The following is a 14,536-nucleotide window of genomic DNA, read 5'->3' as shown; positions in this document are numbered from 1 at the left end:
CGCCTTTGTCAGGGAGTGTTCGGAAACAAGGCCTTGGGGCGGTTCACCGACTCAATATCTGAACTCGTTTCCAAGCGTTCCGGCATCAGCGTGTCGCGCGCGGCGGCGAGCAATTGCCTGAGCGCCGGCGGCTGGACGCGCCGGCGTCGCCAGATCATCGTCAGCGGTGCTGCCTGGGCTCGGCCGGGCCATGGCAGTTCGACGAGGTCGCCACGCGCCAGCGCATCGCTGACGGCGAGACGGGGAATGAGGCCGAGCCCAACACCCGTCGCCACCAGCCGGGCAATGGCGCCGATGCTGCCAACTTCGGCCGCGGGTTTGGGCGGAGCCATATCCGCCTCGGCAAAAGCGCTGTCGAACATGTGCCGGTAGATGCATCCGGGCTCCGTCACCACGAAGCGCAGCGCGGCAAGGTCTGCCAGGTCGCGCGGCGCGGTGACTTGCCCGGGAGCCGCGACCAGAACCAACGGTTCGGCGCCGATCGTGCGCCTGGCCAGGCGCGCATCGGCGCCCTTCTCAGCATCGCTACGCTCGAAGCAGAAGGCGACGTCGATGTCACCGTCCTCCAGCAGGCGTCGCAGCGTGCCGCTGTCGCTCACCTTCATCCGCACGGCGATATCGGGATGCCGGGCCTGGAATCCCGGCAGCCAGGGCGCCAGCCGGGCCGAGGCGATCGTTTCCAGCGCGCCGATGGTCAGCGTTCCGCTTGTTTGTCCCACCGCCGCCAGCACGGCCGCACGTCCCTCGCCATCGAGCCGCAGCAACTCTTCGGCGATCGGCTTCAGCGCCAGCCCTGCCGGTGTCAGCTCCAGGCCGGCCTTGGAGCGCGTGAACAACGCGGCACCCAGTTCGGCCTCGAGGGTCTGGATTTGGTCGCTGACACTCGATTGGGCGAGGTTCACCGCCTCGGCGGCGCGGGTGATATTGCGGTTGCGCGCCACCGCGAGGAAGGTTTTGAGCAGTCTCGGATGCATCGCCGGCGAAATCGTCCGGCTACTGCAGCTGTGGCTTCTTCAAAAAGCTGCCGCGGTCGCCGGATTTGACGCGCAGCCAGGTTTCGCGGCCGTCGCGCACCACCCGCATCGGGATCTCGGCGCCGGCCGAGCCGCTGTCCCACAGCTTGCGATAGAAGTCGGCGAGCCCGTCAACGGCGCCGTCGCGAACCTCGGAGATGACATCACCCTGGCGCAGGCCGGCCTTGGCCGCCGGGCCGCCCTCGGTGACGCTCATCACCACCACCTTGCCGTCGCTTTCGGCCGACAGCGCGCCGAGCCACGGGCGCGGCGGCTTGGCCACCTGGCCGCGCGTCAAGAGATCGTCGAGGATCGGCGGCAGCAGATCAATCGGCACCACCATATTGATATCGGCGACCTCGCCGGCGCGGCTCATTTGCAGGCGCAGCGAGCCGATGCCGAGCAGCGCGCCATCGGCGCTAAACAGCGGCGCCCCGCCCCAGGACGGATGCGCGGGCGCGATGAAGATCGCCTCGTCGAGCAGATACTCCCAATAGCCGGCGAATTCCTGCTTGGTCACGATTTTGGCCTCGACCGCCCGGCCGACGCCGTCGGCAAGCACCACCGCGTCGCCGATCCGGGCCTTGCCGGCATCGCCGAGCGCCACCGCCGGCAGCCCGGTCGGCGCCAGCGCCTGGACCAGGCCGAAGCCGGACTCCTGGTCATAGGCCAGCGCATGCGCGGGGATGACGCGGCCGTCATGCGCGGTCAGCCAGACCTCCTCGGCCTCGGTGATGAGATAGCCGATGGTCAACACCAGCCCGTCATTGCGGATGACGACGCCGCTGCCTTCCCTAAGCGTGCCCAGCGCACCAGCGGTAAAAGCATCGTCGGGAACGGTGGCGCGCACGGCGACGACGGAGCGCGGATTGGGATTGATGGCCATGATTTTGTCCTGCGATGCAAATGCTTGGCGGCTTCTTCTATAGGTATGCCGTTGAGAGGAGCGCGCAAGGGGTGAGAGGCGGTCCGCGCAGCGGACGAAAAGCCAATTGCTTGGCTTTTCGAGCTTCGAACGCCCTGAGCCTGCGAAGGGCCGGCGCGCGGCGGGGCTGATCTTCCCTTCTCCCCCTGGGGGAGAAGGTGGCCGAGCGAAGCTCGGTCGGATGAGGGGTGCTCCAGCTTGGCAAGGACGGCACCCGTCACCCACCCCTCAACCGTCTCGGCGCTGCGCGCCGATCCACCTTCTCCCACAAAGGGAGAAGGGAAGATCGCGCCCGCATAAACAATAGTTCAATGCAAGTTGAACTTCCCCCTCCGCAGCCCTAGCTATGGTTGGATCCGCCCATCCCGCTCCCACGCTCTTCCACGAGGCCGACATGACAGAATACACCCCGCCGAAAGTATGGACCTGGAACAAGGCAAATGGCGGCGCCTTTGCCAGCATCAACCGGCCGATCGCCGGACCGACGCATGACAAGGAACTGCCCGTCGGCAAGCATCCGCTGCAGCTCTATTCGCTGGCGACACCGAATGGCGTCAAGGTGACGGTCATGCTGGAAGAGCTTCTGGCGCGCGGCCACAAGGGCGCCGAATACGACGCCTGGCTCATCAGGATCAACGATGGCGACCAGTTCGGCAGCGGCTTCGTCGAGGTCAACCCCAACTCCAAGATCCCCGCGTTGATGGACCGCAGCGGCGCGACGCCGGTGCGCATCTTTGAATCCGGCTCGATCCTGGTCTATCTCGCCGAAAAATTCGGCGAATTCCTGCCCACCGAACAGCCGGGGCGCGCGGAAGTGCTGTCCTGGCTGTTCTGGCAGATGGGCTCGTCGCCGTATCTGGGCGGCGGCTTCGGCCATTTCTATGCCTATGCGCCACAGAAATTCGAATACGCCATCGACCGCTTCGCCATGGAAACCAAGCGCCAGATGGACGTGCTCGACCGCCGGCTGGCCGAAACGGAATATCTCGGCGGCAAGGATTACACGATCGCCGACATGGCGGTGTGGCCCTGGTATGGCGGGCTGGCGCTCGGGCGCATGTACAATGATTCCGGCGAGTTCCTGTCGGTGCAGGAATACAAGCACGTTCAGCGCTGGGCGAAGGCGATCGACGAGCGGCCGGCGGTCAAGCGCGGCCGCATGGTCAACCGCGCCTTCGGCGAGCCGGCCATGCAGTTGCATGAGCGCCACGACGCCAGCGATTTCGACACGAACACGCAGGACAAGCTGGCCGCCGAATAAGAGGCGGCAAAGCCACCTCACAAGAAAGCCCGCCACGACCCGTGGCGGGCTTTTCTCGACGCTATACTGGCGTCACACTCACTGCCACGCCATGGTCAGTGCAGCACTTCGACGATCTGACGGGTCTCGGGGTCGACCAGGACGGTCTGGTCGTTGATCACGGCGACGCGGTACTTGACGTTGGGCACTTCGCGCAGTTCGACCTTGTCAGGAACCGGCGAGCCGAGCTTGAGTTCGAGGCCGAGCAGATTGACCGAAGCCAGCGGCTGCTTCTTGACGTATTCGCGAACCACCGTCTCCTGCTCGGGCTGAACGACGATTGTGTCCGCCATGGCCGCACCAAGGCCGCCCATCAGAACGATCGCAGCTGCCGCACTCGAAAGATAATGTTTCATGGTAACCTCCATTATTGGGTATCAAACTGCCACCCAGGAGGAAAACTCAGCCAGCGCCGTGAAGTTCCATCGCAATTTTCCGAATAAATTCGGCACGCCCGACAAATTTCGATTTTATATATTCGCTTAATTCTTCAACAATACGTGATAGATTTCGAACCTTAGAGCGAATATTAAATACATCTGTGCCCGAAGACGCACCCGGGCGCTCCTTCAGGAAACACGATTCGTCGATTGCCTTAGCGACACCTAACGTAGAGCGCGCGCTGTCGTTCCCGAATGCGTGGTCCAGCACCACGAAAAAGGCCCGCTCTGCCGGGAGCAGAGCGAGCCTTTAAACGGTGCCGGCGGAGGTGGCAGCCTCACCGGTCACATCGGGAAAACGTCGGCGTCGGCATCCGGTTCCAGCCATGAGCGGCGTGCCTGCATGGATGCAACCATGCCGCCGTGGCTACGTTGTTCCCCGCATTTCCCCGATGAACCTCCCAGCAAGGATGATCGCGACATGGCACCCAGACCCTCCGCCACCAAGCACCCGTTCATGCTGATGTTTGTCGTTATCGCGTTGATGGCGCCCTTTGCAGGCCTTGCCTGGCGCACGCGCGAATGGATGGGCTGGTAGACCTTCCCACAAAGCCACGCCAGAGGGTATGCCTGGGTACCTTCCCGACGGCACTATCGCCGCCTGATTATATCGGCACTATGGCTGCCGGATTATATCTCATCTGGCTAAAATAGCAGAACATCCGATGGACATTGCCGGAACCGAACAGGGCCTATCGGACCTTTTACGGACACCACCTAAGACCTTGGTCCCACAGGGAAAACCGAGCGGTTCGATGTCGCTGGAGCGAGCCCTCAAGGGGACATTCGGCATGAGCGCCTCTCTGATGAAACGCCCTCATGGGTTCCGCGCAATGTCCGCGTAATGCCCTGGGGATAGCCACCCGCGAGACCAGCCGCGGGACACATCTTGACGATCCAGACGAACAAGCAGCGGGACGCCTGGCTGCGGCAAACCGCCGGCGTCCTCGGCCAGGTCATGGCCCTTTGCGGGCGGCTGGGGATGCGGCAGTCCAGGATCTTTCTCACCCGCTTCGCCTGCAAACCGGTGAGTGTCTTCAAATGGCTCCGCTTCCTCATGGATTTCCGGCGTCGGCATGGGCTCGGTTGCCCGCATGACGACCTTCTGCGCAAAAAACCCTACAAATTCTTCGCCCTTGGGCTGCCCGGCCATCGCGGTTTCGACCTTTTGGTCGACCATTTCAATCTCGCGGCGGCGGGCTTTCCGCGAGACCGGTTGGAGGCAGCCTGGCGCGGGCGGGCGGTGGACATCGGCCAGGTGACCGGACGGCGCGATGCCTATGTGCTGACCATGCGTCTGTCCGTTCATTCCGGCACCGGTCACGAAGGTGCCTTCTCGATCACCCTGACGCGGCAGAGCGACCGGCTCGACCTGGTCAGGCTGAGCTTCGTCCTCTATCGCCTGGGCGCGAGCCCCCAGGGCAGCGGTCGCTACACGGTGGCGATCGGCGGACTTCAGGGCAGCCGGAAGCCGGAGGCCAAGCGTGCCGTCATCGACGCCACGCGCGATCTGTGCGGGCTCAGGCCCAAGGATGCCGCACTGCTGGTCATCGAAGGCATCGCGATCAGAGGCGGCGCCAGCCATTTTCTCGGCGTCTGCGACGCCAGGCACACCATCAACTTCCGCTCGCCCGAAAAACGCGCCGGCAAGCGTGCCGACATGGACCGGTACTGGATCGATCGCGGCGGACCGCAGGGCGGCGAATTCGGCTTTGTCATGCCGGTGCGCAGCCGCGACATGGCAGAGCCGCTCAGCCGGCGAGAGGGCTACAAGTTCGCATTCCTGGCGTTTGGCATGAGCCTCTTTGCTCCGCCGCCCGGACTGAACGAAGTTCCTCACAAAGGGCCTTTGGTCCGATGAAATGTGGAGAATGGCACATCAATGTGGGCATGTCGGACGGCACCATTTTGCGCTTTTCGGCGCCCGCCTTGGCCCCTCGAGAGGGTAAGGAATTATATCTCAATTGGCTAAAATAGTGGAACATCCAATGGACATTGCCGGAACCGAACAGGACTCACCGGACCTTTGTTCCAGCCACCTAAGACCTTGGTCCCAAAAGGAAACGCAAAAGGCCGACGCGGCTCTTCATCGGGAACATCCCGCCTCTGCCGTCGTTTGCCGCAAGGTCTGCGGGCCGGACTCGATTTCGGAGGAAGAGCGATGCACCATCGGTCCATCATCACCAGAACGGGCCACGGCCCGGGTACGGCGATCGCGGTGTTGATGGTCGGACTGGCGGTGGTGGGGATAGTATTCCTCGTGCTCGGCGGTTTGCTCTATTTCGGCGAGGCTTCTTCGGACTCACACGCCCTGTCTTCGGTGCCAGCGCGATCGTTTCAGCAAGCCGATCGCGGAGCGTCGAACTGATCGAAATCCGCTCCGTAACGTTCCGCCGCCTTCTCATGGGCATAAATTGGAGGATCCAAAGTGAAAACCATTCTGCTGTCGGCACTTCTCATTGTCTCTGTCCTGTCCCCCGTCAACATCGCCCCGACGCAGGCCGCCAGCCTCATCATCACCACGGACAATGGCATGCATAACGGCCGGCATCACTGGCGCGATCATCGCTGGCGCAAACATCACAACCGGCATTGCTTCGTGAAGATCAGAAAGCATTGGCGCCATCACCACTGGGTTGTCGAGAAGGTACGGGTCTGCGATTTCGACCGCCGCTGAGCCATGCCAAAAATCCAATTGCCAAGGCCTCATCGTAGATTCCGTCCGAACGCGAGAGTTTTGGCGGCGGCGGCGGTCTGGGGCATGGCGGCTGCCGTTTTGGTGATGATGGTTGCGGGCGCCGCCGGCTTTTAGAACAATTCCAGGAAAAGTGTGAGCGGTTTTCCCGGGAAAAGCGCATAGCGCTTTCCCTTGGGAATTGCGTCAAAACAAAGAGTTAGAGCGGTTCGCCGTTTCCATGAAACGGTGAAATGCTCTAGCCGGCAGCCAACGAAGCTTCGCCGCCATCTTGCAATTATATTAGACATAGCTAATGTAGAGATGCTGGCTCCCGCCAGAAGCCGGCGGGGCTCGGCGTGTCTCCCTTGCACTGACCGCCGGGCCCCATCCGCCATCCTTCGCCAAGCCATGGCTTCAGCGCGCCAGTATCGTCCCGCCGCTCGCCACCGCCCTGCCCCGGCGATAGACCGTGCGGTCCTTCGGCACGGCCACCACCGCCTCGGGCACGTGCTGCGCCGGCATGGCGATGAAGTCGGCGCTGGCGCCGACGACAATGCCGTAGTCCTCCAGGCCCAGCGCCTTGGCGCCGGCATGGGTCACCACATCAAAGGCGGCCGCCAGTTCGTGGTCCTCGTAGAAACCGGAGCGGTAGCCGATCATGTTGGCTCGGGAAAGCATGTCGCCATCGCCATAGGGCCACCAGGAATCGCGGATGTTGTCGGAGCCGCTGAACACGGTGACGCCGGCCTGCCGCAGGGCCGCCACCGGCGGGAAGGCATGGTTGCCGGGCGCGTTGGTCATGATCGCCACCCCGGCCGCCGCCAGCATCGCGCCGGCCTTCGCCAACACATTGGCCGGGATGTCGCCAAGCCCGTAGGCGTGGCTGACCACGACATGGCCTGCCATGCCGAGCGCCTTTGCCCGCGCCGCGATCTCCTCGACCTGGAACAGGCCGAGCGTGCCGCCATCATGCAGATGGATGTCGACGCCGGCGCCATGTTTCTGCGCCAGGGCAAACACCACATCGAGATGGCCCTTCACATCGCGGTCGAAGCTGGCAGGGTCGAGCCCGCCGACAAGGTCGCAGCCGAGCTTCAGCGCCTCATCCAGAAGCTCTGCCGTACCGGGAGACGACAGAATGCCGTTTTGAGGAAAGGCGACGAGCTGGATGTCGATGAGGTCGCGGTATTTTTCACGCACGGCCAGGATGGTTTCGACATGTTTCAGCCCGACCAAGGCATCGACCATGACATGGCTGCGCATGGCCAGGCTGCCATTGCCGATGCAGAGTTCGAGCTGATTCTTGGCGCGTTCCGCCATCGGCGCGGCGGCAGCAAGGTTCTGCGCCTGGAAAGCCACGCGCTCGCGCACGTCGAACCCGTTGGTGCAAGGAATATGCGGGCGCCAGACGTCGCCATAAAACGAGGTGTCGAGATGGATATGCCCTTCGACAAAGGCCGGCACGACAAGCTGGCCGTCAAGGTCGATAATGATGGGATCGATGGCGCCTTCACCCGCCGGAGGCGCCTTGCCGGCCGGCGCGACGGCACTAAAGCGGCCGCTGGTGACAGTGAGATCCGCCAGCAACCCATCAGCCAGTTTCGCGTTGTGAAAGATCGTCTGTTCGCTCAAAATCGTCTCTCGCCCATGGGCGCCATCCCTGCTGAAAGCGCCAGTCCTCGCCGCCCGCCCGCCACGGGTCAATGCGGCAGCAACGAAAAACTGTTTCACGAAATTGCCGCTGGCGCATGCTCCAGTGAGGCAGAGCGCGAATCCGCACTGCGGCTCTTGCCTATTCCGCTTTCGCGGAAGTTCCCGCGGCCCCGCAATGTGCCATTGTGTTATCGCGGCGGTACGAGCCGCCCTGGTTGACGCGGGCGCCCAGCCATCCCAACAATGCGCCCCCCCGCCCGCGTCGACCATGGCAGGAGTTCGGCATTGTGATCCGTCCGGCAGGCCGGGCTGTCATGATCTTTGCTGCCGCTTCAGCCGCCAACCAGCACCTTCGTGGTCACCAGATTGACACCGGCCTCGGCGAATTCGTCATTGTGCCGGGTGATGATCTGTTCAGCGCTCTCGCTGGCGCTGTCCAGCGTGCTGTGGGCATCGGAAACCACGGTGACACCGAGCCCCCTGGCGATCGCGCCCTTGACGGTTGCCGCGACACAAAAATCGGTCTGCGCGCCGAGGAGCACGACCGCACCCGCGCCCTGCCCGGCCACCCAGTCGCCAAAGGCCGGATTGCCGAAAGCATCGCGTACGGACTTGGCGAAGGTCGGTTCATCGTCGGCTTGGCCAAGTGCTGGCCAGACTGGCCAGCCCGGCTCACCCGGCGCCAACGGATCGTCCTCGGGTCCATCGTGCCTGATGAAAGCAACCTTGCGCCCACTGCGCCGCGCCCAGTCGATCACTGCCCGGGTGCGCTCGACAATCGCAAGCGCATCATGGATCGGCGGCTCATGCACGCCGTCGAACATGCCGGTCTGGAGATCGATGACGATGAGCGGCGCGTTGTCTGTGAGGCTGGGTGCTGACATCGTTTTTACATAGCATGGCGGGCTAATCGATCAAGGTTGGGTGGCGTGATGACGGTGCAGGTCACGACTGTTGCCGCCCTGCCAGTCCGACAAAAGTCAGCAGCGGACCAATGTCGTGCCGGTCGGCTGCCTTCAATGCCGAGATATAAGCCGCCCGCCTTTCGTTCATTTTCAGCAGATCCGCCCCGGCGGTCCAATTGATCGGATCGACGCCGTAGAGCTTCTCAAGCATGGCGTCCGCTAGGATGCGGGCATGGCGCCCATTGCCATTCGCAAACGGATGGATGAACACCACCCGGTGGTGAAGCCGCACGGCCGCTTCGACAGGCGCATATGTGCCATGATCCATCCAGTAGACTGCATCATCCAGTGCTGCGCGCAACTGCACCCCGATTTGCATTGGATCGACGCCGATGTTCTTACCGGTGGTCCTGAAGGTTCCGGCCCAATTCCACACCTCGCCGAACAGCCGCCGGTGAAGCTCGATGGCGAAGCCGTCGGTGAGGATGTCCTTCCTTCGTGTCCGGGAGAGCCACAACAGGCCGGACGTGATGTTGGCCTGCTCCAGTTCATCGAGTTCGGCCTGGGTCGTGATGTGCCTGTACTTCAGTCCGCCGAGTTCATTGGGATCAAGCGGCGTCGCACCCTCGGGATAATTGGGCGCAATCGTCATTTGTCCCGCCAGAAATCGGACGGCATTTCATACATCAGTTCGCTTGTCAGGCGGCTCACTTCCCGATCCGTCCGGTTGCCGCCCACCGCCTGGTCTTCGAGCGCCATGTGCTTGCCGGCCGTGGCGACAATCGCCTCCGCCTTTTTCCGCGCCTGGGCGACGATGATGGCCTCGATGGTGTCTGGCGGGACGAACGCGTAGACGAACCGGCATCCCATCGCTTCGGCGGTGGCCTGCATCGACTTCAGGGTGACACCACCTTCGAGTTCGGCCTGCTCCACCTGGGCAATGCGAGCGCGGGTCACGCCCATCCGCCCTGCAAGCTGGGCGCCCGACATGCCGAGCGCCTTCCGCACAGTCCGTATCCAACCCTCCGCTGGAACGTGGATTTTACGGCCTTGGGCGAGATTCACCACCGACTGGTATTGTTGGCGAACGGCCTGCTTGACGCTCATCGTAAACTCATAAGTTGACAGGCATATACATCTTGTAAATGTTTACATATACAAAATTATCTGAAATGTCAACTTATACATTGACATGAAGCGAGCACTGAGCTCTTCAGCATTCACCCCGGCGCGCCGGCAAACAGCACCGCACCATCCCCTCCCGCCGCCGGCCAATCCCTGATGGTGCGGTCGTAGCCGCCGGTCAGCACCGTGCCGTCTGGAGCGAAGGCCACGGCGTAGATCGGGCCGGTCTGGCTGTCGAACATGGCGATCTGGTTGCCGGTTTCCATGTCCCACAGCCGCGCCGTGCCATCGAGCGAACCCGACAGCAGGCGCTTGCCGTCGCCCGACAGCGCCAGCGTATAGACCGTGCCTTCATGGCCTTCGAAACGCCTCACCTCGCGGCCGCTGTCGAGATCCCACACCTTGATTGTCAGGTCGCCGCTGCCGGTGATCAGATGGTGCCCGTCGGCGGTGAACGCCGCGCCATAGGTACCTTGCTCGTGCCCATGCCAGCTGCGCAGCAGCTTGCCGCTTTCGATGTCCCAGAGATTCAGCGTGCCGTCGATGCTGCCGCTGAGCGCTTGCCTGCCATCGGGCGAGACGGCGACCGCGCTGACCGACCAGTCGTGCCCGGTCAGCACATGCAGCACGGAATTGTTGACGAGGTCCCAGACGATGACATTGCCGGTGTCGTGTCCGCTGACGGCGCGCTTGCCGTCCGGGCTGATCGCCAGCTGCCTGACGCCGCCATTCTGGCCGGACTGGAAGACATGCAGCACGGCGCCATCGGCAAGTTTGCGCAGCACGATCTCGCCATCGTCGCCGCCCGTCAGCGCGCTGACGCCGTCGGGCATATAGAGCGCGGTGCGCGCCATGTCCTTGTGGACGCCGAGGTTGCGGATCAGGTGCTTGCCGCCAATGTCCCACAGCTTGATCACATGGTCTGTGCTGGCGCTCATGATCGATCGGCCGTCCGGCGCCACCGAAAGCCAGACGACCGCGTCGCGATGGCCGTCGGGCTGCGTCGGCGCCGCCGGCGGCGGTGGCGGCAATGGCGCCACCGTGGCCGGCGGGATGACCGCGACCTCCGGCGGGGCAATGGGCGTTGGCGCGGCCGCGGGCGGCGCAGGCGGCACCGGCGCGACCGGCGGGTTGGCGGCTACCGGCGGCGGATCGGGCGGCGCCGGCGGAGCTGGCGGCGTTGCCGGCTCCGGGGTCGGCGGCGCGCTGGCGACATCCTGGTTCTTCGGTTCAGCCGGTTTGGGTTCGGCAAGTTTCGGTTCACTGGGCTTGGGCTCGCCGCCCTTGGGTTCGGCTGCCTTGGGCTCGTTTGGCTGGCTGGCAATCTCGCCGCCGCCCCACGGGCCGAACCGATCGACGGCCAGCGCCGCCAGCACGATCAACGGCAAGACGAAGAAAATCTTGCGCAGGCCGGGCCTGCCGATCTCCTGCACTTCGGCCGCGCGGCCGAACAGCGGTGCTCCGGCCATGTGCGCAGGGCGCCCCGGCAACAGGCCGGCCCAGAACAGCAAGGCCCCCAGCAGGCAAGCAAGTGCCGCCACCAGCAACGCGGCCAACCGCAAGGAGGCGGGATCCCGCCATGCATGCGACGCGCCGCTCCAAACGAAAGTCCCGCCGCTCAGCAGCGGGTAGATGCGCGCCAGGCAGGCCAAGGCGGCAGCCAGAAGCAGAACCGCAAACAGCCTGTCAGCCCAGTTGTTCATTGACGCCCCCGCTCGTGCGGCCTGCGCTACCCGCCTCGCACAGCGCGCGAGCCTTGTCGCGCCGCATGGTCCTTGAGACTACCAGCGCAAAAGGCATATCGCAAAGTGCTGCAATCGGCGCCGGCGGCAAGCACACGACACGCCGGCCGCACCAGAAACCGTCACCGCAAGCCCCTTGCGCCCGGTAGCAATACAGGAACGTCCCTTGTCGTCGATACTAAATTAGACTATCGTTATATTGAAGTACGGGAGGACAATATGCCGAACTTTAATGGTGTTGTCGATATTTCTCATCACAATGGGAACGTCAATCTCGTCAATGCTGCCGCTGACGGCATCGTTGGCGTCATCCAAAAAGCAACGCAAGGTCAGCAAGGTGTTGATCCCACTTATACAAGAAATCGTGGTCGAGCAGCTTCGGCTAACCTCCTCTGGGGCGCTTACCATTTCGGAACCGGCAGCGACGGCGTAAGACAAGCCGAAAACTTCCTCAACACCGTAGGAAATCCGAACCAGGTGCTGCTGGTTCTGGATTTCGAGCCAAACCCCACTGGACCGAGCATGACCCTTGAGGAGGCGCGCGCCTTCGTCACTCATATCCGTGAAAAGACAGGGCGGTTTCCGGGCTTCTATTCCGGCCACTACATCAAGCAATTGCTGGGCACAGGCTCCGACCCGATCCTTTCACAATGCTGGTTCTGGCTGGCGCAATACGGGCCGACCCCGGTTGTTCCGCCGAACTGGCAAAGCTGGACGCTCTGGCAATACACAGATGGCGCCTTTGGTCCCGAACCGCACACTGTTCGCGGGATTGGCCGGTCTGACCGCGACTTCTACAATGGCGACAAAGCGGGCCTGCTTGGCTTCTGGGCGGCCAATTCTTGACCCTTTGAGTAGCAACCTCACAGAATCGGGAAGTGCATGGTGCCCAACGCCGGTCTTGCGCCCCAATCAATATCGGGGACCCCGAAGCCTCAGCGCATCATTGTGCTTCTGGACGGGACCTGGAACGACGCCGATATCGGGCCGGCAGACACCAACATCGTGCGCCTGCGAGACATTATCGCCAGGACATTGGGAACCAAAACCACAGTCCCACATGTCGCACCCGCCAAAGCCAGTCATTCGGGCCAGGAACTGGTCAAAAGTTTCTCGGCGGACGGCCGCGAAAACATCGTCTTTTATGAGCGCGGGGTCGGCACGGGGGCCATGGACCGCTTTCGCGGCGGTGTCTTCGGCGAAGGGTTGGGCGAGAACGTAAGGCGCGCCTACAAATTCCTGTCCTATCATTACAAGCCCGACGACGAGATCTTCGTCTTTGGATTTTCCCGGGGCGCCTACACCGCGCGTTCGCTGGTCGGATATCTAGCGGCCGCGGGATTGCTGAAGACCCAATACTGCACCGATGAACTCGAGGCCAAGGCGTGGGGCTTCTACCGGACCGCGCCCAACGACCGGCAGCCTGGCGCCTGGATGGCGTTGCAGAGCTACACCCACGACGTGAAAAAGTTCAGGATCGAATGCACCGCGGTGTTCGAAACCGTCGGCGCACTCGGCGTGCCGCTCGAACCCTTCTGGAGAGCAAATCGCGACCGTTACGCATTTCACGACGTCAACCTGGCCTCGATAACCAATCTCAACCTGCACGCCATCGCCCTCGATGAACACAGGCAGCCCTTCCAGGCCACGATCTGGCGCAAGCCGCAGTTCAAGCAATACGCAACCACGACAGAACAGGTCTGGTTCGTCGGCAGCCATTCCGACATCGGCGGCAGCTACATTCCCGAGGAACTTAGAAGCACGGACTTTCCCAACGCGCTGGATGATATCACGCTCGACTGGATGATTAGGCGGCTGAAGTTTTTCTATAAGGATTTTCCGATTGACGAGAAGCATCATTGGAAAGAGGTGCCGCGCGCTTCCGCGCTGGCAACGCAACACGATTCAAGAACGCTGGCTTACAAGATCTTCAAGCCCGCCTTCCGGTCGATTGCCAACAAACCGGTGACGGCTCTTCGGTTCTGGCAACAGGAGGTATGCCGGGATCGCCATGCCGACCCGATCGCGGAAATGGTCCATGTTTCGGCGATCGAGCGCCTCGGCCAGATGGTGTTGACCGACCGATGTGGGCACCATTACAGGCCGCCCAATCTGCTGGCCGTCTGGCAGCATATCGAGGCAACCTACCAGCTTCCCGCAGGCCATAGGCCGGCCGGTCACATCGATATCTTTATCGTCGATTGGGATGGCAAACCCGTCGAGAAGAAGCGTGGATCCGATTTGATCGCAGCGGCCAACAGCAGGCTGGGACAGCTGGGCCGAATGGCGCACATGGTGCAAAAGGCACGCCATTTGTGGAGCGGGAAATAGGCGCCTGGGTTCGGGGATATCAGCCGTGGACTCACGATACTGTCGTCGGCTTTGCCGGCAGCCCCCGCGCTCACAACAAGCCATACAGACGGGCATGATTGACAGTGGCCGACAATATGGCAGACTTCCCCTGGGATATTCTGGAGAGTCCAGACTATGAAGAAGCTCTATGAGCGGCCTGCTCTGGTCAAGAAAGGCAACCTGAAGTTGGTCACGGGCCACGCCTAATGGCGGCGTTGTGATTTCTGGGCCCCTAGGGTGATTTCCGTATGCCTATGATTTTATTGCGGCAATATTATCGGGAGACAAAACTATGAAGAAGATTTATGAGCGGCCCGCTCTGATCAAGAAGGGCAATCTGAAATCGATCACGGCTGCGACCAACGGCCCGGTCGTGACCTCGAATCCTCCGATACCGCAATAAG

At 62.6% G+C, this 14,536-nt stretch carries 15 protein-coding genes; 7 read left to right on the top strand and 8 right to left on the bottom strand.

Annotation, left to right across the window (positions count from 1 at the left end; all coding sequences use genetic code 11):
- Positions 1 to 8 precede the first annotated feature (8 nt).
- Positions 9 to 974 carry a LysR family transcriptional regulator gene (locus JN279_RS16060; RefSeq protein ID WP_202353311.1) on the bottom strand — a complete coding sequence of 322 codons (966 nt, stop codon included), beginning with the start codon at positions 972 to 974 and terminating at the stop codon, positions 9 to 11.
- A 19-nt stretch (positions 975 to 993) separates the two neighbouring features.
- Positions 994 to 1,899: a S1C family serine protease gene (locus tag JN279_RS16055; RefSeq protein WP_202353310.1), complete on the bottom strand. Its 906-nt coding sequence runs from the start codon at positions 1,897 to 1,899 to the stop codon at positions 994 to 996.
- A gap of 433 nt (positions 1,900 to 2,332) precedes the next feature.
- Between JN279_RS16055 and yghU the strand changes: the two genes are divergently transcribed.
- Positions 2,333 to 3,199: a glutathione-dependent disulfide-bond oxidoreductase gene (yghU, locus tag JN279_RS16050; protein WP_202353309.1), complete on the top strand. Its 867-nt coding sequence runs from the start codon at positions 2,333 to 2,335 to the stop codon at positions 3,197 to 3,199.
- Positions 3,200 to 3,294: 95 nt separating this feature from the next.
- On the opposite strand, the gene JN279_RS16045 is transcribed toward yghU, so the two are convergent.
- Positions 3,295 to 3,594, bottom strand: coding sequence for a DUF1236 domain-containing protein (locus tag JN279_RS16045; RefSeq protein WP_096448292.1), 300 nt, complete (start codon positions 3,592 to 3,594; stop codon positions 3,295 to 3,297).
- A gap of 973 nt (positions 3,595 to 4,567) precedes the next feature.
- Here JN279_RS16045 and JN279_RS16040 point away from each other — a divergent pair.
- The 3 genes from JN279_RS16040 (at position 4,568) to JN279_RS16030 (ending at position 6,355) form a co-directional block, all read left to right on the top strand.
- Positions 4,568 to 5,539, top strand: coding sequence for a DUF535 family protein (locus tag JN279_RS16040; protein ID WP_096448294.1), 972 nt, complete (start codon positions 4,568 to 4,570; stop codon positions 5,537 to 5,539).
- Between the two features lie 300 nt (positions 5,540 to 5,839).
- Positions 5,840 to 6,046, top strand: a complete 207-nt coding sequence (locus JN279_RS16035) for a hypothetical protein (RefSeq protein ID WP_096448296.1) — start codon at positions 5,840 to 5,842, stop codon at positions 6,044 to 6,046.
- A 60-nt stretch (positions 6,047 to 6,106) separates the two neighbouring features.
- Entirely contained in the window at positions 6,107 to 6,355 is a 249-nt protein-coding gene (locus JN279_RS16030) for a hypothetical protein (protein WP_202353308.1), read from the top strand.
- A gap of 414 nt (positions 6,356 to 6,769) precedes the next feature.
- Here JN279_RS16030 and JN279_RS16025 read toward each other — a convergent pair whose 3' ends face one another.
- The 5 genes from JN279_RS16025 to JN279_RS16005 all read right to left on the bottom strand — a co-directional run bounded on the left by JN279_RS16025 (position 6,770) and on the right by JN279_RS16005 (position 11,741).
- Positions 6,770 to 7,987, bottom strand: coding sequence for an amidohydrolase family protein (locus JN279_RS16025; protein WP_446720410.1), 1,218 nt, complete (start codon positions 7,985 to 7,987; stop codon positions 6,770 to 6,772).
- Positions 7,988 to 8,340: 353 nt separating this feature from the next.
- Positions 8,341 to 8,892 carry an isochorismatase family protein gene (locus JN279_RS16020; RefSeq protein WP_096448298.1) on the bottom strand — a complete coding sequence of 184 codons (552 nt, stop codon included), beginning with the start codon at positions 8,890 to 8,892 and terminating at the stop codon, positions 8,341 to 8,343.
- A 61-nt stretch (positions 8,893 to 8,953) separates the two neighbouring features.
- Positions 8,954 to 9,565 (bottom strand): mobile mystery protein B, encoded by a 612-nt coding sequence (locus JN279_RS16015; protein ID WP_096448300.1) that lies wholly within the window; start codon positions 9,563 to 9,565, stop codon positions 8,954 to 8,956.
- Positions 9,562 to 10,020, bottom strand: coding sequence for a mobile mystery protein A (locus JN279_RS16010; RefSeq protein ID WP_096448302.1), 459 nt, complete (start codon positions 10,018 to 10,020; stop codon positions 9,562 to 9,564). The genes JN279_RS16015 and JN279_RS16010 overlap by 4 nt, the downstream gene beginning before the upstream one ends.
- 113 nt (positions 10,021 to 10,133) lie before the next feature.
- Positions 10,134 to 11,741 carry a WD40 repeat domain-containing protein gene (locus JN279_RS16005; RefSeq protein WP_096448304.1) on the bottom strand — a complete coding sequence of 536 codons (1,608 nt, stop codon included), beginning with the start codon at positions 11,739 to 11,741 and terminating at the stop codon, positions 10,134 to 10,136.
- 258 nt (positions 11,742 to 11,999) lie between these two features.
- On the opposite strand from JN279_RS16005, the gene JN279_RS16000 reads away from it, so the two are divergent.
- The 3 genes from JN279_RS16000 to JN279_RS15990 all read left to right on the top strand — a co-directional run bounded on the left by JN279_RS16000 (position 12,000) and on the right by JN279_RS15990 (position 14,535).
- Positions 12,000 to 12,626 (top strand): glycoside hydrolase family 25 protein, encoded by a 627-nt coding sequence (locus JN279_RS16000; RefSeq protein WP_096448306.1) that lies wholly within the window; start codon positions 12,000 to 12,002, stop codon positions 12,624 to 12,626.
- A 36-nt stretch (positions 12,627 to 12,662) separates the two neighbouring features.
- Positions 12,663 to 14,111, top strand: coding sequence for a DUF2235 domain-containing protein (locus tag JN279_RS15995; protein ID WP_096448308.1), 1,449 nt, complete (start codon positions 12,663 to 12,665; stop codon positions 14,109 to 14,111).
- Positions 14,112 to 14,424: 313 nt separating this feature from the next.
- Entirely contained in the window at positions 14,425 to 14,535 is a 111-nt protein-coding gene (locus JN279_RS15990) for a putative RiPP precursor (RefSeq protein WP_192021935.1), read from the top strand.
- Position 14,536 lies beyond the last annotated feature (1 nt).

It is taken from the genome of Mesorhizobium sp. 113-1-2 (assembly GCF_016756475.1).
In the GTDB taxonomy this organism is placed as follows: Bacteria; Pseudomonadota; Alphaproteobacteria; order Rhizobiales; family Rhizobiaceae; genus Mesorhizobium; species Mesorhizobium loti_C.
Note: the sequence above shows the minus strand (reverse complement) of the source record. Positions and strands in the feature narration are given on the sequence as shown.